The following is a 25,198-nucleotide window of genomic DNA, read 5'->3' on the forward strand; positions in this document are numbered from 1 at the left end:
GTTATGGTTGGTCGCAACCGTCTCGACTACTGGTCATCCGATATGGTGTCACCACCGCTGCCCACCAACCCGAACAATGCATGGCACGTGTCGTACTGATGGGCCGGAGGGAAGCGGGTGAAGCCGCTGCCCTCGCCCGCCCCTATTAGCACCGGGACCATTCCCACGCCATGGGCACATTCCATGTCGATGTCGGCGTCCCCTACGAACCAGACGTCCGGGCCCGGCGAAATGTTCGCCGGTTCCAGCGCCATCAGCACCGGCGCACCGTGCGGCTTGTCGAATTCGGCGTCCTGGGCGCCGACCAGACGACCGAAATAGCCGGTCCAGCCCAGCGCGTCGGCCTCCGCCCGCAGGAAGCGGCCGGTCTTGTTCGAGACCACCGCCTGATAGATTCCGCGCTCGGCGAAGCCGCGCAGCAGGGATTCCGCGCCCGGCAGGGGCCGGAGATGCTCCAGGTGATGCGCCTCGAAATAGGCGTAGAAAAGGTCACGCGCGTCGGTCCAGCGCTCCCCAAAGATGCGGGGGAAGCTGTCGCGCAGCGACTGCTTGATGCGCTCACGCGCCTCCTCCTCCGTCCAGGCCGGATGGCCGAAGGTGACCAGCGCGTGGTTCAGCGCGGCGCGCACGGTGCCCCAGTTGTCGACCAGCGTGTTGTCCCAGTCGTAGAGGACGGCGCGCGGCAGCACGGGCAGACGGTCGATGACGGCGGCGGCGTCGCTCATGACGGCAGCTCGGCGGCCACGTAATCGAGATAGGCCTGACGCAGCGCCCGCGTGACCGGCCCCGGCCTGCCCTCACCCACCGGCTTGCCGTCGATGCGGGTCACCGGCAGCGCGAAGGTGCCGGCCGAGGACACAAAGGCCTCGCGGGCCGCGAGCGCCTCCTCCACCGTGAAGCTGCGTTCCTCCACCGGGATACCGCGCTCGCCGGCCAGCCGCAGGAGCGACAGACGGGTAATGCCGTTGAGGATCTTCTGCGACGGCGGCCGGGTCACCAGCACGCCGTCCTGCGTCACGATCCAGGCGTTGGAGGAGGATCCCTCCGTCACCGTGCCGTCCGGATCGATCAGCCACGCCTCGTAGGCGCCCGATTCGGCGGCCTGCTGCTTGGCCAGCACCGGGGCGAGGAGGCCGACCGTCTTGATGTCGCGCCGGCCCCAGCGGATGTCGGGCACCGTGACCACGGCCACGCCCTTCTCAAGCTGCTCCGGCTTGGCGAAGGCGGTGACCCGCTTGACGGTCATCACCAGCGTCGCGGGGGTATCCGCTGGGAACTTGAAGTCCCGCGGGGCGACGCCGCGGGTGACCTGGATGTAGAGCGAGCCGTTGCGAACGCCATTCCGCCGCACCAGTTCGCGGGCGATCATCGTGACGACGCGCGGCGCCGCCGGCCAGTCCATGCGCAGCTCCGACAGGCTGCGGCCCAGACGCTCCATATGGCCGTCCATGTCCGCGAAACGCCCGTCGAGGAGGGTCACCACCTCATAGACGCCGTCGGCGAACTGGAAGCCGCGGTCTTCCACATGAACCGCTGCCTGCCGGTGCGGCAGGTAACGGCCGTTGACGTATGCCCATCGAGCCATGGAGGTTCTTTTTGTTGGTGCCAAAAACGATACGTGAGGCGATCAGAAGAATTCAAGCCGGACGGCGAACATCTTCTCCACCTTTTTCACCTGACCGGCGGTGGCGAGGATGACGACCCGGTCCTTCGGACGGATCACCGTAGCCGGTCGCGGGACGATGACCTCGTCGCCGCGCACGATGGCGCCGACGATGACCCCGGAGGGCAGCTTCACCTCACGCAGCGGCGTGTTCACCACCGCGGAGGTTTCCAGCGCCTCCGCCTCGATAACTTCGGCGAAGCCGTCGCGCAGGCTGTGCACCGCGCGAATGCGGCCGCGGCGGACGTGCTGGAGGATGTTCGACACGGTGATGGCGCGCGGGCTGACCACCGCGTCGATCCCCAGCGGCGACACCAGAGAGGTGTAGGACGCCTTGTTTATCAGCGTGATGGCGCGCTTTGCCCCGTGCCGCTTGGCGAGCAGCGAGGACAGGATGTTGCCCTCGTCGTCGTTGGTCACGGCGACCACCGTCTCGGTGGCGCGGACGTTGGCTTCCTCCAGAATCTCCGGGTCCAGCCCGTCGCCATGCAGCACCATGGTGCGCGACAGGCGCTGCGCCACATACTGCGCGCGGCTGCGGTTCATCTCGATGATGCGGGCGGTGACGTGAGGGTATTTCGCCTCCAGCTCCTCCGCCAGGCACAGCCCGATGTTGCCGCCGCCCAGGATGATGATGCGGCGGGCCTCCACCTCCTCGTGTCCGAAGGCGGACATGGCGCGGTTGAGGTGGCGGTTGTCGCAGGCGAAATAGACCTCGTCGCCGGGCAGCATCTGGTCGTCACCGCCGGGGATGAAGGAGCGGTCGTTGCGGATGATCGCCACCACCTCCAGACCCAGGTCGGGAAACAGGCCGGTCAACTGGCGCAGCGGCGTGTGCAGCACCGGGCAGGTTTCGGTGCACAGAACGCCGACCACACGGACCTTGCCGTCCGCCAGCGGGATCATGTCGAAGGCGCCCGGCACCTGGAGTCGGCGGGCGATGGCCCGCGCCACCGCGATTTCCGGCGAGATGATGACATCGATCGGCATGTGGTCGCGGCTGAACAGGTCCGCCCAGATCGGCTTCAGATAGCTTTGATTGCGCACACGGGCGATCTTGGTCGGCACCTTGAACAGGGCGTGGGCGACTTCGCAGGCGACCATGTTGATCTCGTCGATCTGGGTGACCGCGATGATCATGTCGGTCTCACCCGCCCCCGCCGCCTCCAGAACGTCAGGGTGCGAAGCGTGGCCGACCATGGCCTGCACGTCGAGCGTGTCGCTGATCCGCTGGATGAGCTCCGGCGAATGGTCGATCACCGTGACGTTGTTGCCCTCGGACGCCAGATAGCGCGCGATGTTCGAGCCGACCTGCCCGGCTCCGCAAACGATGACCTTCACGGCCTTTGCACCCTTCCCCGCCCATTTTCCAGGCACTCAGGCCGAAGACCTTATCATCTCGCGCGAGGACGCACCAACTCTATGTTTGCGAAGGAAAATACGCCTGGCCTCGCTGATATTGGCGCGGGCATTGGCGAGGGTGTGCAAGAGGGTGACGGGGGACCGCCCCGTCACCCACCCCGGCTCTGCGCGCGAGACGAAGAGCCGTGTGCCGGCACGCCGGTCAGCTGTTGTCGATCGCGTAATAGAACTGCGTGACGATGCCCTGCGGCGCGTCGTCCCTGCGGGTGTCGAAGTTGAAGTCCTGGGACCGGCCGTTGATGTTGACCGACCCCTGGGCGTGGGCCGGTCCACCGAAATTCACACAGACCAGGAGAAGCTGGTTCACGCCGGCCTGGAGATTGCCGGTCAGCACAACCTGCTCATTGATCGCTTCGCCGCCCCCGATCCTGTTGTAAACCTGCGCCCCGTTCAAGTAAGCAACAAGCTGGTTATCCGTATAATTGACGGTCAAGATAGCCGTGGTCGCCATTTTGGAATTCCTCCATCACAAAAGAAAGACATTGCGTTCTTTTTTATGAGCACTCACAAAAAATATTTTTATTTAGGCAATTTGATGCGATCAACAGTAAAAACTGTTACTTGAGATTTCATTAAATATATAAATACAATGGTATTTATGAATGTCGACTCCCTGAATTCCTGCCTTCGCCGGGATGACGGCCCGAAGGGCACAAATTGTAAATGCTTCGCAAGCCGTCCGCTATCGCGGACATGCTTGGGAAGCCTGCTTCAGGATCGAGGTAAGCGACGGACTCTTGGCGTTGTGGAGCGAATTTATTCGACGAACAGCTTGCCCTTCTCGCTGCCGTGCACGCCGAGCGATTTCAGCTTCCGGTGCAAGGCGGAACGCTCCATCCCGACGAAGGAGGCGGTGCGGGAGATGTTGCCGCCGAAGCGCGTCACCTGGGCCAGCAGATACTCACGCTCGAACACCTCGCGCGCCTCGCGGAGCGGCAGACCCATGATCTCGCCGCCCTTGTCCCATTTCAGGACCGTGGGGGTGATGGCGCCGATTTCCGGCGGCAGCTGGTCGGCGCGGATCGGTTCCTTGGGATCGCCCTGCGCCATGATGAGCAGCCAATCCACCACGTTGCGCAGCTGGCGCACGTTGCCCGGCCAGTCATAGGCCTGCAGCGCGGCCATGGCATCCTCGCCGAACTCGCGGGCCGGCAGACCGGCGGCCTCGGCCGAGCGCTGCATGAAGTGGCGGGCCAGCAGCGGGATGTCCTCGCGCCGCTCGGCCAGCGACGGCACGCGGATCGGCACGACGGCCAAACGATAGAACAGGTCCTGGCGGAAGCGGCCCTGGTCGATCTCCGCCTGGAGGTCGCGGTTGGAGGTGGCGATGACGCGCACGTCCACCTCGACCCGGTGACCGCCGCCGACCCGCTCGAACACCTGCTCCTGCAGGGCGCGGACGATCTTGCCCTGGGTTTCCAACGGCATGTCGGCCACCTCGTCGAGCAGCAGCGTGCCGCCGTGCGCCTGCTCGAAGGTGCCGATCTTACGGCCACCGCCGTCCACCCCGGCCTCCGTGCCGAACAACTCCATTTCCAGCCGGTCAGGACGCATGGTGGCACAGTTCAGCCCGACGAAGGGACCACCGGCGCGGCGCGACCGCGCGTGGATCAGCCGGGCCACCACCTCCTTGCCGGAGCCGGCGGGGCCGGTGACGAGGACGCGGCTGCCGGTGGGCGCCACCTTCTCGATGCTCTGGCGGACGTGGTTGACGGCGGTGGAACGGCCAATCAGTTCCACCTCGCCGCCGGCGCGCAGCTTCAACTCTTCGTTCTCACGCTTCAGCCGGGCCGCCTCGATGGCGCGGTCCACCATCAGCAGCAGCCGGTCGGCCTTGAAGGGCTTCTCGATGAAGTCGTAAGCGCCGATCTTGATGGCCGAGACGGCGGTTTCGATGTTGCCGTGGCCCGAGATCATGATGACCGGCAGGTTCCGGTGGTCGCGCATCAGCTGTTCGAGGATCTGAAGCCCGTCCAGCCGGCTGCCCTGCAGCCAGATGTCCAGAACCACGAGGCTCGGACGGCGCGCGGAGACCTGGGCGAACGCCTGATCGGCGTCGGCGGCCTCGCGCGTCTTCATGCCTTCGTCGTTCAGGATGCCGGCGATCAGCATCCGGATGTCCGCTTCGTCGTCGACGATCAGAATGTCATGCGCCATGGGCTGCGTGCCTCTTCTCTTCACCGGTCTCCGCCGGCGTGCCAACGCCGCCGGGGGCGTCGCCCGCGGCCGTGCCGGAGCTGGTGGATGTGTTGGGGATGACCAGCCCGACGCGCGCCCCGCCGCCTTCGCGGTCCTCCAGGGTCAGCACGCCGCCGTGGTCCTCCATGATCTTCTTGACGATTGCCAGCCCCAGTCCCGTGCCTTTCGCGCGCGTCGTCACGTAGGGTTCGGTCAGCCGGTCGCGTTCCTCGGTCGGCAAGCCCTTGCCGTTGTCCTCGATGATCATGGCGATGCGCTCGGCATCGGCCTCGACCCGGATGGCGACATGGCCGGGCGGCAGTTCCGTGCCTTCGGCGGGCGGCGGGCGCCCTTCGATGGCGTCCGCGGCGTTCTGCAGCAGGTTGGTCAACGCCTGGCTGATCTGGCGGCTGTCGCAGGGCACGGTCAGCGGCCCCTGGGGCAATGCCATGTCAAACTTGATCTTCCCAGCGTGCGCACTGGACTGCAGGAAGACCGCCTGCCGGACGAGGTCGTTGAGGTTGCAGGGCTTCATCACCGGCTGAGGCATGCGCGCGAAGGCCGAGAACTCGTCCACCATGCGCCGGATGTCGTCCACCTGCCGGACGATGGTGTCCGTGCACATGGTGAAGACCTCGGTGTCGCTGGTGATCTCCTTCAGGTACTTGCGGCGCAGCCGTTCGGCGGAGAGCTGGATCGGCGTCAGTGGATTCTTGATCTCGTGGGCGATGCGGCGGGCGACGTCGGCCCAGGCCGCCTTGCGCTGGGCGGAGACCAGCTCGGTGATGTCGTCGAAGGTCACGACGTAGCCGCGGATCTCCCCGCTGCCCCGCCCCTCGGTGGAGATGCGGACGAGCAGGGTCAGCGGCGTCGTGCCGGGGCGGCGGATCTGGATCTGGTCCTGCACCACCCGGCCCGGACGGCCCGGCGCGTGGTCGAGAAGTTCCCCCATCTCGGGGGACAGCTCGGCCAGCCTCATCCCGATCAGGCTTTCCGCGTCCTCGACGCCGAGAAGGCGCGCGGCCGAGAAGTTGGGAAGGGTGATGCGCCCCTCCGCGTCCAACCCGATCACGCCCGCCGACACGCCACCCAGCACGGTCTCGGTGAAGCGGCGGCGCTCGTCGATCAGGCGGTTGGCCGAGAGAAGCTCGTGCCGCTGGCTTTCGATCTCCGTCGTCATGCGGTTGAAGGCGCGCGACAGCAGGCCAAGCTCGTCCTCGCCGGGCGGTTCGGTCACCCGGACGGTCAGGTCGCCGGCGCGCACCCGCTCCGCCGCACCGATCAGGGCGCTGATCGGACGCGCCAGCCGCGTCGCGAAGATCAACCCCGCCCACACCGCCGCCAGCAGAAGCAGCAGGGCGACGACCAGGAAGATCAGGGTGAAGGTGATCTGCAGGCTGCCGCGCTGGCTTTCCAGCGCACCGAACTCCCGCACCGCCCCTTCCGCCGAGGCCATGTGCGACAGCACGCGCGGCTCGACCATGCGGCCGACATAGAGATAGGTGTCGGCGAAGCGGTCGAGCCGGACCAGCGCGCGCACGCGGTCGTCGTTCTCGCTGACGATCATCGCCACCTCGCCGCGGCGGGCGGTGGCGAGCTTGTCGTCGGGGATCGGGTCGAACTCCAGCGCGAAGGTGTAGCCGGAACGCGCGACGATGGCACCCGTCGTTCCGTTGAAGACGATGGCCTCCGACAGCGCGCGCAGCATCGCCTGGGTGGCGACCACCTGCTCGAACCGCTCGGGGTCGCTGGCGAGGCGCGCCGCCTCCTGGTTCAGGTCGTTCGCCATGGCGAGCGCGTCGGCGCGGATGTTCTGCTGGTGCTCGTGCAGATAGGCGCTGGCGACGGCCAGCGATTCGTTCACCGCCGTGCGCACCCGCTCGCTGAACCAGGACTGCACGCCGACATAGAAGAAGACCGTGGAGAAAATGGCCATGATGATGGCCGGTGCGACGGCGAGCAGGCTGAACACCGCGACCAGCCGCACATGCATCTGCGACCCGGCGAGGCCACGCCGCCGCCCGATCCACAGATAGACGATCCGCCGCGCGATCAGCACGCCAAGCAGGAGCAGCAGCGCCAGATCGAGGGTCAGCAGCCATGTGACGGTGCGCGGGTTGGTTTCCCCGAAGGGCGCGCTCTCCGTCAGCGCCGTATAGGTTGCAAAGCCCGCCACCAAGGCCGCCAAGGACAGCGCAAAGGCAAGCCGCTTCGCCAGCCCGACACGGGCTGCCCAGCGAAGGAACTGCTGCCAAAGCGGCGTGACGGTTTCAGGGGGTGTGGGCGACATCAATCCGGCAACCAGTCTGTTGCCAGAATGATACACGAGCTGTTGCCGTCCTGCCAAGCGGCAACCCCTCTGCCTTTCGCACAGTCCCTAAGGAGCATCGCGAACGGCAGAGGTGCCAAAAGCCTGTCGCAAAAACAACACGCTGTGGGCTGGTAGCGACGCCGGGCCGAACCGCCCGGCGCCGGATCACTTCAGCCCGCGCACCACCTGGATGTCGAGGTCGCGGATCTTCTTGCGCAATGTGTTGCGGTTGAGCCCGAGGAGTTGCGCCGCCTTGATCTGGTTGCCCCGCGTCGCCGAGAGGCTGAGCGAGATCAGCGGCCGCTCCACCTCGCGGAGCACCCGGTCGTACAGTCCGTTCGACGGCATGCCGTCCTTGTGCGCGGCGAAATAATCCTTGAGATGGCGCTCCACGGCGGCGGACAGGCCCTCGCCCTGCGGTTCCTCCACCGGTTGGGCAGCGGGGGTGGTATCGGCAAGCTCCGCCTCCACCACGTCGAGCCCAATGACCTCTTGCGAATAGAGCGCGGCGAGGCGGCGGACGAGGTTTTCCAGCTCGCGCACGTTGCCCGGCCAGCGGTAGCGCTTCAACCGGTCCATGGCAGGCTGGTCGATGCTCTTCACCGGCAGCCCTTGGGCCGAGCATTGGTTCAGGAAGTGGCGAACCAAGAGCGGTACGTCCTCCGTACGCTCGCGCAGCGGCGGCAGGCGGATAGGGACGACGCACAGGCGGTAGAACAGGTCCTCGCGGAACAGGCCCTGGCGGATCAGGGTGCGCAGATCGCGGTGGGTCGCGGCGACGATGCGTACGTCCGTCTTGATCGGTGTACGTCCGCCGACGGTCGTGTACTCGCCTTCCTGTAGCACGCGCAGCAGGCGGGTCTGCGCCTCCAGCGGCATGTCGCCGATCTCGTCGAGGAACAGGGTGCCGCCCTGCGCCTGCTCGAACCGGCCGGTGGAGCGGTTGGTGGCTCCGGTGAAGGCGCCCTTCTCGTGACCGAACAGCTCGGACTCGATCAGTTCGCGCGGAATGGCCGCCATGTTGATCGCGACGAAGGGGCCGTTGCGCCGCTTGCCGTAATCGTGCAGCGCGCGGGCCACCAGCTCCTTGCCGGTTCCCGACTCGCCGGTAATCGTCACCGTCAGGTCGGTGCCCATCAAACGGGCAAGGACGCGGTAGATCTCCTGCATGGCCGGCGAGCGTCCGATCAGGGGAAGCTGCTCGTCCGCCTCGCCGGCGTCGGCGGGCAAGGCCGCCGGCGGCGTGTTGGAGTTCAGTGCCCGTTCGACGACTGAGACCAGCTCCTTCAGGTCGAAGGGCTTGGGCAGATACTCGAAGGCACCGCGCTCCGCCGCCTTCACCGCTGTGATCAGCGTGTTCTGCGCGCTCATCACGATGATGCGCAGATCGGGCCGGATCTTCTTGATCCGCGGAATCAGGTCCAGCCCGTTCTCGTCGGGCATCACCACGTCGGTGATGATGAGGTCGCCCTGCCCGTCCGCCACCCAGCGCCAGAGCGTGGAGGCATTGCCGGTGGTGCGCACCTCGTGCCCGAGACGGGCGAGTGCCTGGGTCAGAACGGTGCGGATGGCGCGGTCGTCGTCCGCAACCAGGATCGTGGCTGCGCTCATCCGATGGCCCCTCGGATGCCTCTGGCCGGTGCAGGATCGCCGCTCATCTGCGCTTCATCGAACATGGGTAGCGAGACCTTGAAGACGGTGCGGCGCGGCTGGCTGTCAAATTCGATGACGCCGCCGTGGTCGCCGACGATTTTGGCTACCAATGCAAGCCCCAGGCCAGTCCCATTGACCTTGGTCGTAATGAACGCATCGAACAGGTTGGAACGCAGGTCGTCGGGTATGCCGTCCCCATTATCCTGAACGGACACCAGCAACGGCAGGTGCAGGCGGGTGTCGCCGCCGGGCAGGGCCATGCGGACGCCGTGCTGATAAGATGTGCTGAGAATGATTTCGCCGCCCGATTCCGGTGCAGCTTCTGCCGCATTTTTAATCAGGTTGAGGAAAATCTGGATAAGCTGGTCGCGGTTGCCATAAACCGGCGGCAGGGATGGGTCATAGCGCTCGATGAAGCGGATGTTCCGCGCGAAGCCGCTTTGGGCCACCTTGCGGACATGCTCCAGAACGGTGTGGATGTTCACCGCATCGCGCTCCAGCGGGCGCTGGTCGGAGAAGACCTCCATCCGGTTGACCAGAGCGACGATGCGGTCGGCCTCGTCGCAGATCAGCCGGGTGAGCACCCGGTCGGACTCGCTGCAGTTTTCCTCCAGGAGCTGTGCCGCTCCGCGGATGCCCGACAGCGGATTCTTGACCTCATGCCCGAGCATCGACGCCATGGCGGTGACCGAGCGGGCAGCGTTGCGGTGGGTCAGGGAATTGTCGATCTTGCGGGCCAGCGTACGCTCGTTGACCGTCAGCAGCACATGGTCGGCGGGCTCGCCCAGCGCGGTGACCCGCACGGTGACATGGTGCGGGCCGATGCGCGGCGTGTCGATGACGACACCTTCCTGCGAGGCGCGGTGGCGACCCTGCTGCACCTGCTCGATCAACTGGCTGACCGGGCTGTTGGGCGGCAGCAGCTCGGCCAGCGGCATGCCTTCCATCATGGCGGCGGACAGGCCGAAGAACTCCTGCGCCTCCAGATTCACGTAGCGGATGTCGCCGGAGCCGTCGACGACCAGAACCGGGTCGGGGAGCGCGTTCAGCATGACGGACGGATCGATGCAGGGGCGGACGGGACGGTAGGAACTGGAGGGCGCACGGGGCCGCGCCGGGCGGCGGGGCAGTGGAGCAGCGGCAGATGCACGGGCCATCAGGCAGCCATCCTTTCGATCGCCGGGGCGTAGAAGTCGCGGATGAAGCCGCGCACTCGTTCGGGATCGGACATGCGGTTGACCTCCGAGCGGAATTCGGCGGAGTCGCGCAGGCCCGTTGAGTACCAGGAGATGTGCTTGCGGGCGACGCGAAGCCCGCCTTCGACGCCGTAATGGGTCAGCATGGCGTCGTAATGCTCCAGCAGCGTGTCGAGCTGCTCGTGGAGCGGCGGGTCGGGCAACCGCTCGCCGGTGCGGATGTAATGCATAACCTGGGCGGGGAACCAGGGGCGCCCGTAGGCGCCGCGCCCGATCATCACCCCGTCGGCGCCGGACTCGGCGAGCGCACGATCCACGGCGTCGAAGGATGTGATGTCGCCGTTGACCACCACCGGGATCGACACCGCCTCCTTCACGGAGCGGATGAAGGACCAGTCGGCGGTGCCGTTGTAGAACTGCTCGCGGGTGCGGCCGTGGACGGTGACCAGCTTGATCCCGCACTCCTCGGCGATGCGGGCTAGACGGGGCGCGTTCAGGCTGCTGTCGTCCCAACCCTTGCGCATCTTCAGCGTCACCGGGATCGTGACCGCCTTCGCCGTGGCTTCCAGGATGCGGGCGGCGAGCGCCTCGTCGCGCATCAGGGAGGAGCCGGCGTGCCCGTTGACCACCTTCTTCACGGGACAGCCGAAGTTGATGTCGATGATGGCCGCCCCGCGGTCCTCGTTCAGCTTTGCCGCTTCGGCCATCACGTCGGGCTCGCAGCCGGCGAGTTGGACGGCCATGGGGAACTGCTCCGGTTCGCACTCGACCATGCGCAGCGTCTGGCGGTTCTCGCGGATCATCGCCTGGCTCGCGACCATCTCGGAGACGACCAGTCCGCAGCCCGACTGCTTTACCAGCCTCCGGAACGGCAGGTCGGTAACGCCGGACATAGGGGCGAGGATCACCGGACCCTCAAGCGAGATGGTGCCGATTTGAATGGCCATGTTCACCTGCCCACATGATGGGCACATTAGCGATATGATGAGAATTTGTGCACGGTAGCACAGCGTTTCGGCATGTTGCAAGTGCACATACCGCGAGCGCCACGGTGACTATCCTGCGCAACGGCTAGCCGAGCAGGACGTCGGTGACGAACTTGACACCCGGATAGGCGAGCGTCAGCAGCAGATAGGCGATCAGCACGAGACGCGCCGCCATCCGCCCGCGCACGCCGGTGCGGGCGTGGGCCAGCAGCAACCCGCCGATGACGACGAAGCTGGCGACGGACAGAAGCGTCTTGTGGTCGGCGCGCAGCAGCGCGCCGGTTTCGTAATAGAGCACCGCCATTCCCGTGGCGAGACCGGCCCCCAGAACCGCCTCCGACGCGCCGAGAAGGTGGAGCTGCATCCGCTCGCTTTCCGTCACCGGGGGCAGGAAGCGGGTCAGCGGCGTCGGACGTTTCGACTTCAGCGCCCGCTCCTGAAGGAAGGCGGCGAGCGAGGCCACGGCGGCCATGGTCAGCAGCGCGTAGGTGATGACCGACACGGCGATGTGCAGATCGATCCAGATGCCCGGCGCCCCGCCGCGCAGCACCGGCGCCGGTGCCTGCTGGGCCAGCGTCGCGAAGGCGCCGACGGTCAGCAGATAGGGCAGCAGCAGCGGCGACAGCCGCCACGCCGACCGGGTCAGCGCGCTCATCGCCATGAACAGCAGCATGCAGGCGGCGATGGTGATCCACAGCGCGGTGGACAGGCCGGTGTGCCAGCGTCCCGCCACCTGGGTCAGCGCCCAGGCCGCCGGCCCGGCGAAGCCCAGAACCAGGGCACCCCAGAAATAGGCGGACCGCCCGTCCGCCCCCTGCCCCGCGATCCGGTGGTACGGGTAGATCGACGCCGGCAGCAAAGCCATCAGCGCGGTCAGGCTGTAGACGATGTTCTGCGACATGCGGCGGACCCGTGCCCTTCCCTCTGCGGAAACCCAAAGTCGCTGTTGGACCCAAAGTCGTTGTTGGACAAGTCTCTGAAGCTCTTGGCGGAACGCCGGTGAGCGGCTAGGCTCCGCTGCGTCCGGCCGCCATGACGTAAGCGTCACGCGGACGGCCCGTCAAGCGCGGATACCATAGCCCAAACGGCACGGATGCGTCCCATGTCTTCCTGTATCGCGCTGATCGTCGCCGCCGGAAGCGGCCAGCGTTTCGGCGCCGAACAGCCCAAGCAGTATCTCGATCTCGCCGGGCAGCCCGTGCTGCGCCGCACGGTCGAGGCCTTCCGCCGCCACCCCAAGGTGAGCGCGGTGCGCGTCGTCATCAATCCCGCGTTTCGCGATCTCTACGATGCGGCCGTCGCGGGACTGGATCTGCCCGAACCGGTTGCCGGCGGGGCGTCCCGCCAGGATTCGGTGCGCAATGGGCTGGAGGCGTTGGCCGACTCGGCCCCGGGCCTCGTGCTGATCCACGACGCGGCACGCCCGCTGATCGACTCAGACACCATCAACGCGGTGATTGCCGCGCTGGACACCCATCCCGCGGCGCTGGCCGCCGTTCCGGTCGCCGACACGCTGAAGCGCGGGGATGACGGGCTGGTGGCCGGCACGGTGGACCGCAGCGGCCTGTGGCGCGCCCAAACCCCGCAGGGCTTCCGCTTTCCCGCTATTCTGGCCGCGCATCGCGATGCCGCCGGGCTGGAACTGACCGACGACGCGGCGGTCGCCGAACGCGCCGGGCTGCCGGTCGCGCTGGTGCCCGCCAGGGAGGAGAATTTCAAGGTGACCACCCCCGACGACCTGACCCGCGCCACCCGCGCGCTCGACTCCGCCCTGTCCGACATTCGCACCGGATCGGGCTTCGACGTGCACCGCTTCGCCGAGGGCGATCACGTCACGCTCTGTGGCGTGCGGGTGCCGCACACGCAGCGGCTGGACGGCCATTCGGACGCCGACGTCGGGCTGCACGCGCTGACCGACGCCATCCTGGGCGCGCTGTGCGCCGGGGACATCGGCAGCCATTTCCCGCCCAGCGACCCGCAGTGGCGCGGCGCCGACAGCGCTCTGTTCCTGAAACACGCGGCGGAGCTGGTGACGGCGCGCGGTGGGCGGATCGCCCATGTCGACGTGACGATCATCTGCGAGCGCCCGAAGGTCGGCCCGCACCGCGAGGCGATGACCGCGCGGGTTGCCGACATCCTGGGCATGCCGGTGGACCGGGTCAGCGTGAAGGCGACGACGACGGAGCGCCTGGGCTTCACCGGGCGCGGCGAGGGCATCGCGGCGCAGGCGATGGCGACGATCCGTCTGCCAGGATAGCATGAACCTTCCGTAGCCCTCTCCCAGGACGGAGAGGGGCTGGTTCTGGCACGACGACGAAAGGGACCCGCATGTTTCCCGATCACATCCGCGAGCTCGCCGCCAAGCTGCTCGCCGAGTACGAGCTGGCCGGCTACACCCTGGCAACCGCCGAATCCTGCACCGGTGGCCTGATCGCGGGGGCACTGACCGACATCGCGGGCTCATCCAAGGTGGTGGACCGGGGCTTCGTCACCTACTCCAACGTCGCCAAATCCGAGATGCTCGGCGTGCCGCCCAGCCTGATCTACGCCCATGGCGCGGTCAGCCCGGAGGTGGCGGTGGCCATGGCGGTGGGCGCCCTGGCAAAGTCGAAGGCCGACGTGACGGTGGCGGTGACCGGAGTCGCCGGCCCTGGCGGCGGAACGCCGGAAAAGCCGGTGGGACGCGTCTACATCGCCACGGCCGTCCGCCGCGGGACCGCCAAACACAAGGAATACACCTTCCCCGGCGACCGCGAGGCGGTGCGCCTCGCGACCGTGCAGACCGCGCTGGAGCGGCTGCGCACCGCCCGACCGGAAACCGGGATTCGCTGAGGGAACACCGGCCTCAGGCGGTCCGCGCCGCGGCCGGCCGGCTGGAGCCGTTGCCGTAGAGCTGGTTGGCGCGGGTCTCGAAGGCCTGCACCATCCGGCGCACCGCCTCGTTGAACAGCACGCCCATGATCTTCTGCAGCATCTTCGAACGGAACTCGAAGTCCACGTAGAAATCCACGCAGACGCCGCCCTCGTGCGGGGTGAAGATCCAGTGGTTGTTCAGGTACTGGAACGGCCCCTCGGTGTACTGGACGTTGATGCGGCGGTTCGCCTCGTCCAGCTCCACGCGCGAGGTGAAGCGTTCTCGGACCATCTTGAAGCCGATGACAAGGTCCGCAAACATCACGTCGCCTTCTCGGCGGCGGATGCGGGCAGCGAGGCACCAGGGCAGGAATTCCGGGTACTTCTCCACATCGGCGACCAGCCGGTACATCTGCTCCGGCGTGTAGGGAAGAACCTTCTTTTCCGCGTGCGTCGGCATACCCGCTCCGTTTCTCTTTCGGCCGCCTCTCAGCCCGCCGCTGCCGCGAGCTTGCGGAGGCGAGCCTCGCGCAGCTTCGCGAAGTCCGCCCCCGCGTGATAGCTGGAGCGGGTCAGCGGCGTCGAGGCCACCATCAGGAAACCCTTGCCGCGGCCAAGTGTTGCGTAGCTCTGGAATTCTTCCGGAGTCACGAACCGGTCCACCGCCGCGTGCTTGGGCGTCGGCTGGAGGTACTGGCCGATCGTCATGAAGTCAACATCGGCGGCGCGCAGATCGTCCATCACCTGCCCGACCTCCTCGCGCGTCTCGCCCAGACCGACCATCACGCCGGACTTGGTGAACATCGACGGGTCCAGCTCCTTCACCCGCGCCAGCAGCTGCAGCGAGGTGAAGTAGCGCGCACCCGGACGGATCGTCGGGTAGAGGCGCGGCGCGGTTTCCAAGTTGTGGTTGAAGACGTCTGGCTTCGCCTCGACCACCACCTCCACGGCACCCTTCTTCTTCTGGAAGTCGGGGGTGAGAATCTCGATGGTGGTGTCCGGCGACGCCGCGCGGATGGCGCGGATGGTCCGGGCGAAATGTTCCGCCCCACCGTCCTCCAGGTCGTCGCGGTCCACCGAGGTGACGACGACGTGGCTCAGCTTGAGCTGGGCCACCGCCTCCCCCACATTGTCCGGCTCGTGCGGGTCGAGCTGGTCGGGACGGCCGGTGCCGACGTTGCAGAAGGCGCAGCCGCGGGTGCAGACGGACCCGAGGATCATGAAGGTCGCGTGCTTGTGCTTCCAGCACTCCCCGATGTTCGGGCAGGCCGCCTCTTCGCACACGGTGTTGAGCTTGAGCCCGCGCATCAGGTTGCGCGTCTCGTTGTATTCCTGGCTGGTCGGCGCCTTGACGCGAATCCAGCCCGGTTTGCGCTGGATCGGGTTGTCGGGCTTGTGGGCCTTTTCGGGATGGCGAAGCTTCTCGGGGTGATCGGCCACGGTCATGGTCTGAAGTGCTCCCACGGGCTGCCCGATGGCAGCGCCGATGCTGAACGGTAACGCGCCGCCTTCCGCGCAAGGGACGGCGCAGGGAAACGGCGCAAGGCCGGCGGACACGGTCCCGCCGGATAGGCCGGAATGACCGACCGGTCAAGTCTGATTATCGGCCGCGACGAAACAACACCGCCAAAAGGATAACGGAGTCGCAAACGTTGCTCCCCCGCCCCAGAGGGCGAGGGAGAAAACGACCGCCGATCAGACCCGCCACTTAGAAGTGGATGGCCCGGCCGTAGGCATCAAGAACCGACTCGTGCATCATTTCCGACAGGGTCGGATGCGGGAACACCGTCTGCATCAGCTCCTGCTCGGTGGTCTCCATGGTCTTGGCGACCGTGTAGCCCTGGATCAGCTCCGTCACCTCGGCGCCGACCATGTGGGCGCCCAGCAGCTCGCCGGTCTTGGCGTCGAACACGGTCTTCACCATGCCGTCCGCCTCACCCAGAGCGATGGCCTTGCCGTTGCCGATGAAGGGGAAGCGGCCGACGCGGACCTCGTAGCCCGCCTCCTTCGCCTTCTTCTCGGTCAGACCGACCGACGCGATCTGCGGGTGCGAGTAGGTGCAGCCCGGGATGTTGCGGACGTCCAGCGCGTGCGGGTGCTTGCCGGCGATGTGCTCGACGGCGATGACGCCCTCGTGGCTGGCCTTGTGGGCGAGCCACGGAGCCCCCGTCACGTCGCCGATGGCGTAGACGCCCGGCTCGTCGGTCTGGCAGTTGGCGTTGGTCTTGATGTGGCCGCGGTCGGTCTGGACCTTGGTGTTCTCCAGGCCCAGATTCTCCGTGTTCGGCGCGATGCCGACGGCGAGGATCACGCGGTCGACCGTGATGTCCTCAGTCTTGCCGTTGGCCTCCACCGCCACCGTCACGCTGTCGGCACCCTTGCGCAGGTTGCCCGCCTTGCCGTTGGTGATGATGCGCATGCCCTGCTTTTCGAACTGCTTGCGGGCGAAGGCCGAGATTTCCTCGTCCTCAACCGGCAGGATGCGGTCCATCACCTCGACCACCGTCACCTTGGCCCCCAGCTCGTTGTAGAAGCTGGCGAACTCGATGCCGATGGCGCCGGAGCCGATGACCAGCAGCGACTTCGGCGTCGTGTTCGGGGTCATCGCCTTGCGGTAGGTCCAGACGAGGTTGCCGTCGTCCTCCAGACCCGGCAGGGTGCGGGCGCGGGCGCCCGTGGCGATGATGATGTTCTTCGCCCCGAAGGTACCGACCGCCGCACCGCCCTTGGTCACGGCCACCTGCCCCTTGCCGAGCAGCTTGGCCTCGCCCTCGATGACGGCGACCTTGTTCTTCTTCAGCAGGTGCTTGACGCCGCCGTTGAGCTGCCCCGCGACCTTGCGGGACCGCTGAACGACCTTGTCCAGGTCGAAGGACGGGTTCTGGATGACCAGCCCGTACTCCGCGGCGTGTTTGGCGTTGCGCAGCACCTCGGCGGAGCGGAGGAGCGCCTTGGTCGGGATGCAGCCCCAGTTGAGGCAGATGCCGCCGAGATTCTCACGCTCCACCACCGCGGTGCTGAGGCCGAGCTGGGCGGCGCGGATCGCCGCCACATAGCCGCCCGGACCGCCGCCGATGACGATGAGATCGTAGTTCATGTCAGCCATGGTCCGCGCCCCTTACAGCAGCATGCTCAGCGGGTCCTCGATCAGCTTCTTGAAAGCCGCGAGGAATTCCGCACCCTGCGCGCCGTCGGCGACGCGGTGGTCCACGGTGACCGAGACGGTCATCACGGTGGCGATGGCGAGTGCGCCGTTCTTCACGACCGGACGCTGTTCGCCGGCGCCGACCGCCATGATGCAGGCCTGCGGCGGGTTGATGATCGCCGCAAACTCCCGGATGCCGTACATGCCGAGGTTGGAGATCGAGAAGGTGCCGCCCTGGTACTCTTCCGGCTTCAGCTTGCCGTCGCGGGCGCGCTCCGCCAGACCCTTCATCTCGTTGGAGATCTCGGCCAGCCCCTTGGTCTCCGCCTTCTTGACGATGGGCGTGATCAGGCCGGTCGGGGTGGCCACGGCGACCGAGATGTCGACGTGGTCGTAACGGAGGATGGCCTCTTCCGACCAGGCGGCGTTGATGTTCGGGAACTTCTTCAGCGTCAGCGCGGCGGCGCGGATGATGAAGTCGTTGACCGACAGCTTGTAGTCCTTGGAGCGGGCGTTCAGGTCGGAACGGACCTTCAGCAGCGCGTCCAGTTCGCAGTCGATGGCCAGGAAGTAGTCCGGCACCGTCTGCTGCACCTCGGTCAGACGACGGGAGATCGTCTTGCGCATGGAGCTGTTCGGCTGCGCCTTGTAGCGCATGCCAAGCTTGTCCGAGAGGTCCTTGGCGTCGATGCCCGCGGCCTTCGGAGCCGGAGCGGCGGCGGCCGGCGCAGCCGCCGGGACCGCGGCGGGAGCCGGAGCGGCAGCCTGCGGAGCGGCGGCCTTGGCGGTGCCGCCGGCCTTGGCGGCCTCGATGTCGGCCTTGACGATGCGGCCGTTCGGGCCGGTGCCCTTGACGGCCTTCAGGTCGAGACCGGCCTGCTCGGCCAGACGGCGGGCCAACGGGCTGGCGAACACGCGGCCACCGCCCTGGGCGGCGGGAGCCGGAGCAGCCGCGGCCTGCGGAGCCGGGGCAGCCGCCGAAGCGGAAGCCGCCGGGGCCGGAGCCGCCGCGGGCGCAGCCGCCGGAGCGGGAGCGGGGGCAGCGGCCTTGGCGAGCGCGCTGTCGTCCTCGCCCTCTTCCAGCAGCACGGCGATCGGGGTGTTCACCGCGACGCCCTGCGTGCCGGCCTGCACGAGGATCTTGCCGAGACGGCCTTCGTCGGCCGCCTCGACTTCCATGGTGGCCTTGTCGGTTTCGATCTCGGCGATCACGTCGCCGGACTTCACCGCGTCGCCTTCCTTCTTCAGCCACTTCGCGAGGTTGCCCTCGGTCATGGTCGGAGAGAGGGCGGGCATGAGAATCTGGATGGTCATTCGCTCGCCCTCCTTACTTGCGGTAGCAGGCCTTCTTCGCCGCTTCCGCGATGCGGTCGGGCGAAGGAAGGACGAGCTTTTCCAGGTTCGCCGCGTAGGGCATCGGCACGTCGAGGCCGGTCACGCGGATCACCGGGGCGTCCAGATAGTCGAAGGCCTGCTCCATCATCAGGGCCGACAGCTCGGCGCCGATGCCGCAGGTCGGCCAGGCCTCCTCGACGGTGACGAGGCGGTTGGTCTTCTTAACGGAGTTGACGATCGTCTCGGTGTCGAGCGGACGGATCGTGCGCAGGTCGATGACCTCGGCGCTGATCCCGTCCTTCTCCAGCAGATCGGCGGCGGCGAGCGCGTAGCTGACCATCAGCGAATGGGCGGTGATCGTCACGTCCGTGCCGGCGCGGCGGATCTTGGCGCGGCCGATCGGAACGATGAAGTCCTCGCTCTCCGGCACCTCGAAGGACTGGCCGTAGAGGATCTCGTTCTCGAGGAAGATGACCGGGTTCGGATCGCGGATCGCCGACTTCATCAGGCCCTTGAAGTCCGACGCGCTGTAGGGAGCGACGACCTTCAGGCCGGGCACGCTGGCGTACCAGGGGGTGAAGTCCTGGCTGTGCTGCGCGGCGACGCGGGCGGCCGCACCGTTCGGGCCGCGGAACACGATCGGGCAGCCCATCTGGCCGCCGGACATGTACAGCGTCTTGGCGGCGGAATTCACGATGTGGTCGATCGCCTGCATCGCGAAGTTGAAGGTCATGAACTCGACGATCGGGCGCAGGCCGCGGAAGGCCGCACCGACGCCCAGGCCGGCGAAGCCGATCTCGGTGATCGGCGTGTCGATGACGCGGTCGGCGCCGAATTCCTGGAGCAGGCCCTGCGACACCTTGTAGGCGCCCTGGTACTGCGCGACCTCCTCGCCCATCAGGAAGACGGTCGGGTCGCGGCGCATCTCTTCGGCCATGGCGTCGCGCAGCGCTTCGCGGACGGTCTTCTTCACCGTCTTGTCGAAGAACTTGTCCTCGTCCGAGGCCGGCGGCGCGGCGGCCGGGCCGCTGGCCGGGCCGACCGGCAGGGTGGCCGGGGCGTGGGCGCCCGTGTCCTTCACCACCGGCTCGGCGGCGACCTTCGGGGCCGGCACCGGGGAGCCGGACACGGCGTCGGTGACGCTCTCGCCCTCGCCGAGGATCACGGCGATGGGGGTGTTCACGGCGACGTTCTCGGTGCCCTCGGCGACGAGGATCTTGCCGATGCGGCCTTCGTCGACCGCCTCGACTTCCATGGTCGCCTTGTCGGTCTCGATCTCGGCGAGCACGTCGCCGGACTTGACCTCGTCACCTTCTTTTTTGACCCATTTCGCCAGCTTGCCCTCGGTCATGGTGGGCGACAGCGCCGGCATCAGCACTTCGATCGGCATTCCTCAACCTCCGGCGGCGCGGGTTCACCGGGAGGCGAAGCCTCCGGCCCTCGGCGCCGCTCCTGCTTATCGTTGTCGTCAGGCTTCGACCAGGACGTCCGTCCACAGCTCCGCCGGATCGGGCTCGGGGCTCTGCTGCGCGAATTCGGCAGCCTCGGTCACCACGGCCTTGACCTCGCGGTCGATCTCTTTGAGCTGGTCCTCGGTCACGTAAGCGCCTTCCAGCAGGACGCGCTTCAGGTTGTCGATCGGATCGGACTCGCTCCGCATCTTCTCGACCTCCTCCTTGGTCCGGTACTTGGCCGGGTCGGACATCGAGTGGCCGCGGTAGCGGTAGGTCTTCATCTCGAGGATGACCGGGCCGTTGCCGGCGCGGATGTATTCCACCCACTTGTCGGCGGCCTCGCGGACCTCGAGGACGTCCATGCCGTTGACCTGATGGCCGGGAATGCCGTAGGCCGCGCCGCGCTGGTGCAGCTCGCCCGCCGAGGCGCGCTCCTGCGAGGTGCCCATGGCGTACTTGTTGTTCTCGATCACGTAGAGCACCGGCAGCTTCCACAGAGCCGCCATGTTGAAGCTCTCGTAAACCTGACCCTGGTTGATGGCGCCGTCGCCGCAATAGACCGCGGACAGGCCGTCATCCTTGTTGTACTTGTGCGAGAAGGCGAGACCGGTGCCCAGCGGGACCTGCGCGCCGACGATGCCGTGGCCGCCGTAGAAGTTCTTCTCGCGGCTGAACATGTGCATCGAGCCGCCCTTGCCCTTGGAGTAGCCTCCACGGCGGCCGGTCAGCTCGGCCATCACGCCCTTCGGGTCCATGCCGCAGGCCAGCATGTGGCCATGGTCACGGTAGCTGGTGATGACGTCGTCGTTGTCCTTCAGCGCGGCCTGGATGCCGACCACAACGGCCTCCTGGCCGATGTAGAGGTGGCAGAAACCGCCGATGAGGCCCATGCCGTAGAGCTGGCCCGCCTTCTCCTCGAAGCGGCGGATCAGCAGCATCTCGCGGTAGTACTTGATCAGGTCCTCGGTCGAAGCGGCCTGCTTCGAAGCGGAGTCAGTCTGCGCCTTCGGACGGCGTCGTGACGCGGCCATGTTTCCTCCCCAGGGTTTATGCAGCGACGGCAAGCGAACAGCCAGGGCTGCAGCACGTTGCGAGGGTACATCCCACTTATGAGGGTGCATCCCCCTCGCACCGGAAGCGGATGCGGGGCGCACAGTACACGACAAGCGCACGAGACGCAAATATCTGTTTTTAAACGCGAAATTCGGCGTTAACCGGCTTTCGGTTAATTCACTGATATGACCTACTTCTCAGCGCTAGCATCACCTTCGACCTGCGCCGGAGGGAGTGCGATTATGACGTCGCGGGGGCCTGAAAGGTTCAACATCGTGCGCGCACGCTCGTCCAGCATGTCGCGGTCCAGGTGGTCGCTGCGCATCAGTTGCGCACGACGGTCCATTCGCTCGCGCTCGGCCTTCACCTGATCGAGGACGGATTCCGCCGTGGCGATCTCCGCCTTCAGGTGGTTCATGGCGAGCAGCCCGCGGTCCCCCTGGACGGCGTAATAGACGAAGTAGGCGACGACGCAGGAGCCGATGGCCGGCCCGATGGCCTGGCGAAGGGCGCTTTTGGCGGCGCGTTTCAGCGAGTCGGTGAGGTTCTGGAGCATGGTCATGACGGTATGATGGAATCATACGCGATTCCTTCGGTCAAACGGAAAAGAAGCAATCCGAAAGAATTCACCGCGCCATGCTCTTTGCGCCGCCGAGTAATAGGCGGCTTACACCCCCAAAGGAGAGTGTCACAGTGCGCAACCTTCGAAAGAAGGCGGGTGGCGCTTCACTCCGGCGGGACCTCGCGCGGGCGACGGTCCTCGCCGATGGCGACGTAGGTGAACACGCCCTCCGTCACCTTGATCGCCTCCCCCGCGCTGCGCTGGCGCCGAACCCAGGTCTCGACCCGCACGCGGATGGAGGTTCGGCCCACCTTGGTGACATGGGCGAAGCAGCTCACCTCGTCGCCGACATAGACCGGCTTGTGGAAGGTCATCGCCTCGATCCCCACCGTCGCCACGCGCCCGCCCGCCCGGCGCAGGGCGGCGACGCCGCCGGCCAGATCCATCTGGGACAGCAACCAGCCGCCGAAGATGTCGCCGTTGGGGTTGGTGTCCGCCGGCATGGCGATGGTGCGCAACGCCGGGCCGCCCTCCATGTCGGGGTGGGTGGGGGATTGGTCGGTAGGAGTGCCGTCGCTCATCGTGCCTCCGCCCTCGTTCATTCTGGGGTCGAAAAAGCGCATCACAAAATATGGTGCGGGGAGTATATAGGAGCCACCGCATGCGCTTGCGCAGCCCTGACGAAATTCCTATAACTGGGGCCATGAGCGATCTTTTCGAGAACACGGCGCGCAAGGCCGAGACCTATTCCGCCCAGGATATCGAGGTTCTGGAAGGGCTTGAGCCCGTCCGTCGGCGCCCCGGCATGTACATCGGCGGCACCGACGACCGGGCGCTGCACCATCTGGTGGCCGAGGTTCTGGACAACGCCATGGACGAGGCGGTGGCCGGCCACGCCAGCCGCATCGACCTGGAGCTGACTGCCGACGGCACGGTGGTGGTGCGCGACAACGGGCGCGGCATCCCGATCGACGACCACCCCAAGTACCCGGGCAAGTCGGCGCTGGAGGTCATCCTCACCACCCTGCATTCGGGCGGCAAATTCTCCAACAAGGTCTACCAGACCTCCGGCGGCCTGCACGGCGTCGGCCTGTCGGTGGTGAACGCCCTGTCCGACCGGCTGACCGTCGAGGTGGCGCGCGACCGCCAGCTCTACGTGCAGCACTACAGCCGCGGCCTGCCCCAGGGACCGCTGACCCGCCAGGGCGCGGCCAATCGCCGCGGCACGACCATCCGTTTCCACGCCGACCCCGAAATCTTCGGCGAGGCCGCCCATTTCGAACCGCACCGGCTGTACCGGCTGGCGCGCTCCAAGGCCTACCTGTACCGGGGCGTGGAGATCCGCTGGAGCTGCGACCCGTCCCTGCTGTCCCCCGACAGCACCACCCCGGCGCAGGAGACGTTGCACTTCCCCGGCGGCCTGCTCGACTACCTGAACGCCGCCCTGAAGGAACGCCGGACGATGACCCGCCTGCCCTTCTCGGGCGCGCTGGACTTTCCGAACCAGCAGGGCCGCGTGGAATGGGCCATTGCCTGGCCGGAGGATGACGAGGGCTTCTCGCACACCTACTGCAACACCGTGCCCACCCCGCAGGGCGGCACGCACGAGGCCGGCCTGCGCGCCGCGTTGACCCGCGGTCTGAAGGGCTACGGCGAACTGACCAACAACAAGCGCGCCGCCCAAGTCACCGCGGACGACGTGATGGGCGACGCCTGCATCCTGCTGTCGGTCTTCATCCGCGAGCCGCATTTCCAGGGCCAGACCAAGGAGAAGCTGGTGACGGCGGAAGCCCACCGGCTGGTCGAGGCGGCGATCAAGGATCACTTCGACCACTGGCTGTCCGGCGACCCGTCCTCGTCCAAGGCCCTTCTGGAACGGCTGATCGAGAAGGCGGAGGAGCGCGCCAAGCGCAAGCAGTCCAAGGAGTTGGGACGGAAGTCCGCGACCCGGCGCCTGCGCCTGCCCGGCAAGCTGGCCGACTGCTCCCGCAACTCTCCGGAGGGGACCGAGATCTTCCTGGTCGAGGGCGATTCCGCGGGCGGGTCGGCCAAGCAGGCGCGCAACCGCGAGACCCAGGCCATCCTGCCGCTGCGCGGCAAGATCCTGAACGTCGCCTCGGCCTCCTCCGACAAGATGAAGGCGAACCAGGAGCTGAACGACCTCACCCAGGCGCTCGGCTGCGGGGTGGGCAAGGACTTCTCCAGCGACAAGCTGCGTTACGAGCGGGTCATCATCATGACCGACGCCGACGTGGACGGCGCGCACATCGCCTCGCTGCTGATGACCTTCTTCTACCGGGAGATGGGCGGGCTGATCCAGAACGGGCACCTGTATCTGGCCCTGCCGCCGCTCTACCGCATCAGCCACGGCGCCAAGTCGGTCTACGCCCGCGACGACGCCCACAAGGACCAGCTCATGAACAAGACCTTCAAGGGCAAGAAGGTGGAGATCAGCCGGTTCAAGGGCTTGGGCGAGATGATGCCGGCCCAGCTCCGCGAGACGACCATGGACCCGGCCAAGCGCACGCTGCTGCGCGTCGTCGTGCCGAACAGCGCCGACCCCGAGCAGGCCGAGGACGTGAAGGCAACCAAGACCCGCGTGGAGGAGCTGATGGGCCGCCGTCCGGAGCTGCGCTTCCAGTTCATCCAGGAGAACGCGAAGTTCGTCCGGGTCGACGACATCGACGTGTGATGTTGCACGCTGCCGGGATGCGCGGTCGGCTGAGCGGCGGCTCTTCCGGAGGCGCGGGCTTGCCGGTGCGTCGGCAGCGTCCCATGATTGGTCGCCCGACGTCCACTCTGCAGCCAGGCGAGCCATGACCTTCCTGCCCCGTGCCAGCGTTCTCGCCCTTTGTGCGATGGCGGCGGCCTGCACCAACGAACGCGTGGTGGCCGACCTGCCCGTCCCCGCCTACACGCTGAGCGAGGTGTCCTACGCCGCCTCCAACCGCGATCTGCGCGTGGTGATCCACGGCAATCCCTTCGGCATGGACCCGCAGACCTTCGGGCCGCTGGTGACCGCCAACATGCAGAACCGCATTTCCGGCGTGCGCACCAACTTCACGACGACGCCGAACCAGACGGCGCGGCCCGACTACCGGGTTGTTCTAGCCTTCAACCCCGCCGAGACCACCCTGAACTCGTACCTGTGCAGCGGCCAGCCCCTGCGCACCAGCCCACCCGGCGGCCCCATCGTGGTTCAGGGCGCCTTCTGCCGCGGCGGCGGAACGCTGTCCTCGGCCACCGGCTGGCTCGACCGTCCGCAGGGACCCAACGACCCCGATTTCCGATCACTCATCAGCGACATGACCTTTGCCCTTTTTCCGGCCCGCCGCGCCGACCTGGACGGCTGCGGCGGGGGTCCTGACTGCTGAGGCGGGCGAGGAC

The 25,198-nt window shown here is 67.0% G+C and carries 22 protein-coding genes; 4 read left to right on the forward strand and 18 right to left on the reverse strand.

Annotated elements, in window-relative coordinates; translation table 11 throughout:
- Positions 1–26: 26 nt before the first annotated feature.
- The 10 genes from AMK58_RS17590 to AMK58_RS17635 all read right to left on the reverse strand — a co-directional run bounded on the left by AMK58_RS17590 (position 27) and on the right by AMK58_RS17635 (position 12,310).
- Positions 27–725 carry an HAD family hydrolase gene (locus AMK58_RS17590; RefSeq protein WP_035675967.1) on the reverse strand — a complete coding sequence of 233 codons (699 nt, stop codon included), beginning with the start codon at positions 723–725 and terminating at the stop codon, positions 27–29.
- Complete coding sequence (locus tag AMK58_RS17595; RefSeq protein ID WP_035675966.1) at positions 722–1,585, reverse strand: D-amino-acid transaminase; 864 nt, start codon at positions 1,583–1,585, stop codon at positions 722–724. Before AMK58_RS17595 ends, AMK58_RS17590 begins: the two co-directional genes overlap by 4 nt.
- A 42-nt stretch (positions 1,586–1,627) precedes the next feature.
- Positions 1,628–3,004: a Trk system potassium transporter TrkA gene (trkA, locus tag AMK58_RS17600; RefSeq protein ID WP_035675963.1), complete on the reverse strand. Its 1,377-nt coding sequence runs from the start codon at positions 3,002–3,004 to the stop codon at positions 1,628–1,630.
- A gap of 223 nt (positions 3,005–3,227) precedes the next feature.
- A complete protein-coding gene (locus AMK58_RS17605; RefSeq protein ID WP_035675960.1) occupies positions 3,228–3,536 on the reverse strand; it encodes a hypothetical protein in 309 nt (102 codons plus the stop codon).
- 305 nt (positions 3,537–3,841) lie between these two features.
- The gene (ntrX, locus tag AMK58_RS17610; RefSeq protein WP_035675959.1) at positions 3,842–5,242 is read right to left on the reverse strand and encodes a nitrogen assimilation response regulator NtrX; all 1,401 of its coding nucleotides are present in this window, start codon (positions 5,240–5,242) and stop codon (positions 3,842–3,844) included.
- A complete protein-coding gene (locus tag AMK58_RS17615) occupies positions 5,232–7,553 on the reverse strand; it encodes a sensor histidine kinase NtrY-like (RefSeq protein WP_035675957.1) in 2,322 nt (773 codons plus the stop codon). Before AMK58_RS17615 ends, ntrX begins: the two co-directional genes overlap by 11 nt.
- 186 nt (positions 7,554–7,739) lie before the next feature.
- Positions 7,740–9,185 carry a nitrogen regulation protein NR(I) gene (ntrC, locus tag AMK58_RS17620; protein WP_014197046.1) on the reverse strand — a complete coding sequence of 482 codons (1,446 nt, stop codon included), beginning with the start codon at positions 9,183–9,185 and terminating at the stop codon, positions 7,740–7,742.
- Positions 9,182–10,384 (reverse strand): two-component system sensor histidine kinase NtrB, encoded by a 1,203-nt coding sequence (locus tag AMK58_RS17625; protein ID WP_035675954.1) that lies wholly within the window; start codon positions 10,382–10,384, stop codon positions 9,182–9,184. The genes ntrC and AMK58_RS17625 overlap by 4 nt, the downstream gene beginning before the upstream one ends.
- Entirely contained in the window at positions 10,384–11,370 is a 987-nt protein-coding gene (gene dusB / locus AMK58_RS17630; protein WP_035675952.1) for a tRNA dihydrouridine synthase DusB, read from the reverse strand. Before dusB ends, AMK58_RS17625 begins: the two co-directional genes overlap by 1 nt.
- Positions 11,371–11,494: 124 nt before the next feature.
- Positions 11,495–12,310: a cytochrome C assembly family protein gene (locus tag AMK58_RS17635; RefSeq protein ID WP_059399240.1), complete on the reverse strand. Its 816-nt coding sequence runs from the start codon at positions 12,308–12,310 to the stop codon at positions 11,495–11,497.
- A 201-nt stretch (positions 12,311–12,511) separates the two neighbouring features.
- On the opposite strand from AMK58_RS17635, the gene AMK58_RS17640 reads away from it, so the two are divergent.
- Positions 12,512–13,666, forward strand: coding sequence for a bifunctional 2-C-methyl-D-erythritol 4-phosphate cytidylyltransferase/2-C-methyl-D-erythritol 2,4-cyclodiphosphate synthase (locus AMK58_RS17640; RefSeq protein WP_035675945.1), 1,155 nt, complete (start codon positions 12,512–12,514; stop codon positions 13,664–13,666).
- A gap of 71 nt (positions 13,667–13,737) precedes the next feature.
- The gene (locus AMK58_RS17645; protein WP_035675944.1) at positions 13,738–14,241 is read left to right on the forward strand and encodes a CinA family protein; all 504 of its coding nucleotides are present in this window, start codon (positions 13,738–13,740) and stop codon (positions 14,239–14,241) included.
- A 13-nt stretch (positions 14,242–14,254) separates the two neighbouring features.
- Here AMK58_RS17645 and AMK58_RS17650 read toward each other — a convergent pair whose 3' ends face one another.
- The 8 genes from AMK58_RS17650 to AMK58_RS17685 form a co-directional block, all read right to left on the reverse strand.
- Entirely contained in the window at positions 14,255–14,722 is a 468-nt protein-coding gene (locus AMK58_RS17650; RefSeq protein ID WP_035675943.1) for a type II toxin-antitoxin system RatA family toxin, read from the reverse strand.
- A gap of 29 nt (positions 14,723–14,751) precedes the next feature.
- Complete coding sequence (gene lipA / locus AMK58_RS17655) at positions 14,752–15,708, reverse strand: lipoyl synthase (RefSeq protein WP_035675941.1); 957 nt, start codon at positions 15,706–15,708, stop codon at positions 14,752–14,754.
- Positions 15,709–15,970: 262 nt separating this feature from the next.
- Positions 15,971–17,368, reverse strand: coding sequence for a dihydrolipoyl dehydrogenase (gene lpdA / locus AMK58_RS17660; RefSeq protein ID WP_035675939.1), 1,398 nt, complete (start codon positions 17,366–17,368; stop codon positions 15,971–15,973).
- A gap of 12 nt (positions 17,369–17,380) precedes the next feature.
- Positions 17,381–18,721, reverse strand: coding sequence for a pyruvate dehydrogenase complex dihydrolipoamide acetyltransferase (locus AMK58_RS17665; RefSeq protein ID WP_059399241.1), 1,341 nt, complete (start codon positions 18,719–18,721; stop codon positions 17,381–17,383).
- 13 nt (positions 18,722–18,734) lie between these two features.
- Entirely contained in the window at positions 18,735–20,132 is a 1,398-nt protein-coding gene (locus tag AMK58_RS17670) for a pyruvate dehydrogenase complex E1 component subunit beta (protein WP_059399242.1), read from the reverse strand.
- Between the two features lie 78 nt (positions 20,133–20,210).
- On the reverse strand, positions 20,211–21,227 hold the full coding sequence (pdhA, locus tag AMK58_RS17675) for a pyruvate dehydrogenase (acetyl-transferring) E1 component subunit alpha (RefSeq protein WP_014198781.1): 1,017 nt from the start codon (positions 21,225–21,227) through the stop codon (positions 20,211–20,213).
- Between the two features lie 212 nt (positions 21,228–21,439).
- Positions 21,440–21,811, reverse strand: a complete 372-nt coding sequence (locus tag AMK58_RS17680; protein ID WP_014198780.1) for an FtsB family cell division protein — start codon at positions 21,809–21,811, stop codon at positions 21,440–21,442.
- Between the two features lie 164 nt (positions 21,812–21,975).
- Entirely contained in the window at positions 21,976–22,392 is a 417-nt protein-coding gene (locus AMK58_RS17685) for an acyl-CoA thioesterase (RefSeq protein WP_051140650.1), read from the reverse strand.
- 122 nt (positions 22,393–22,514) lie between these two features.
- Here AMK58_RS17685 and parE point away from each other — a divergent pair, with 122 nt between their 5' ends.
- Both parE and AMK58_RS17695 read left to right on the forward strand, forming a co-directional pair.
- On the forward strand, positions 22,515–24,503 hold the full coding sequence (gene parE / locus AMK58_RS17690) for a DNA topoisomerase IV subunit B (RefSeq protein WP_035679284.1): 1,989 nt from the start codon (positions 22,515–22,517) through the stop codon (positions 24,501–24,503).
- A gap of 124 nt (positions 24,504–24,627) precedes the next feature.
- Positions 24,628–25,185 carry a hypothetical protein gene (locus tag AMK58_RS17695; RefSeq protein WP_035679282.1) on the forward strand — a complete coding sequence of 186 codons (558 nt, stop codon included), beginning with the start codon at positions 24,628–24,630 and terminating at the stop codon, positions 25,183–25,185.
- Positions 25,186–25,198: the final 13 nt, after the last annotated feature.

It is taken from the genome of Azospirillum brasilense (assembly GCF_001315015.1).
Classification (GTDB): domain Bacteria; phylum Pseudomonadota; class Alphaproteobacteria; order Azospirillales; family Azospirillaceae; genus Azospirillum; species Azospirillum brasilense.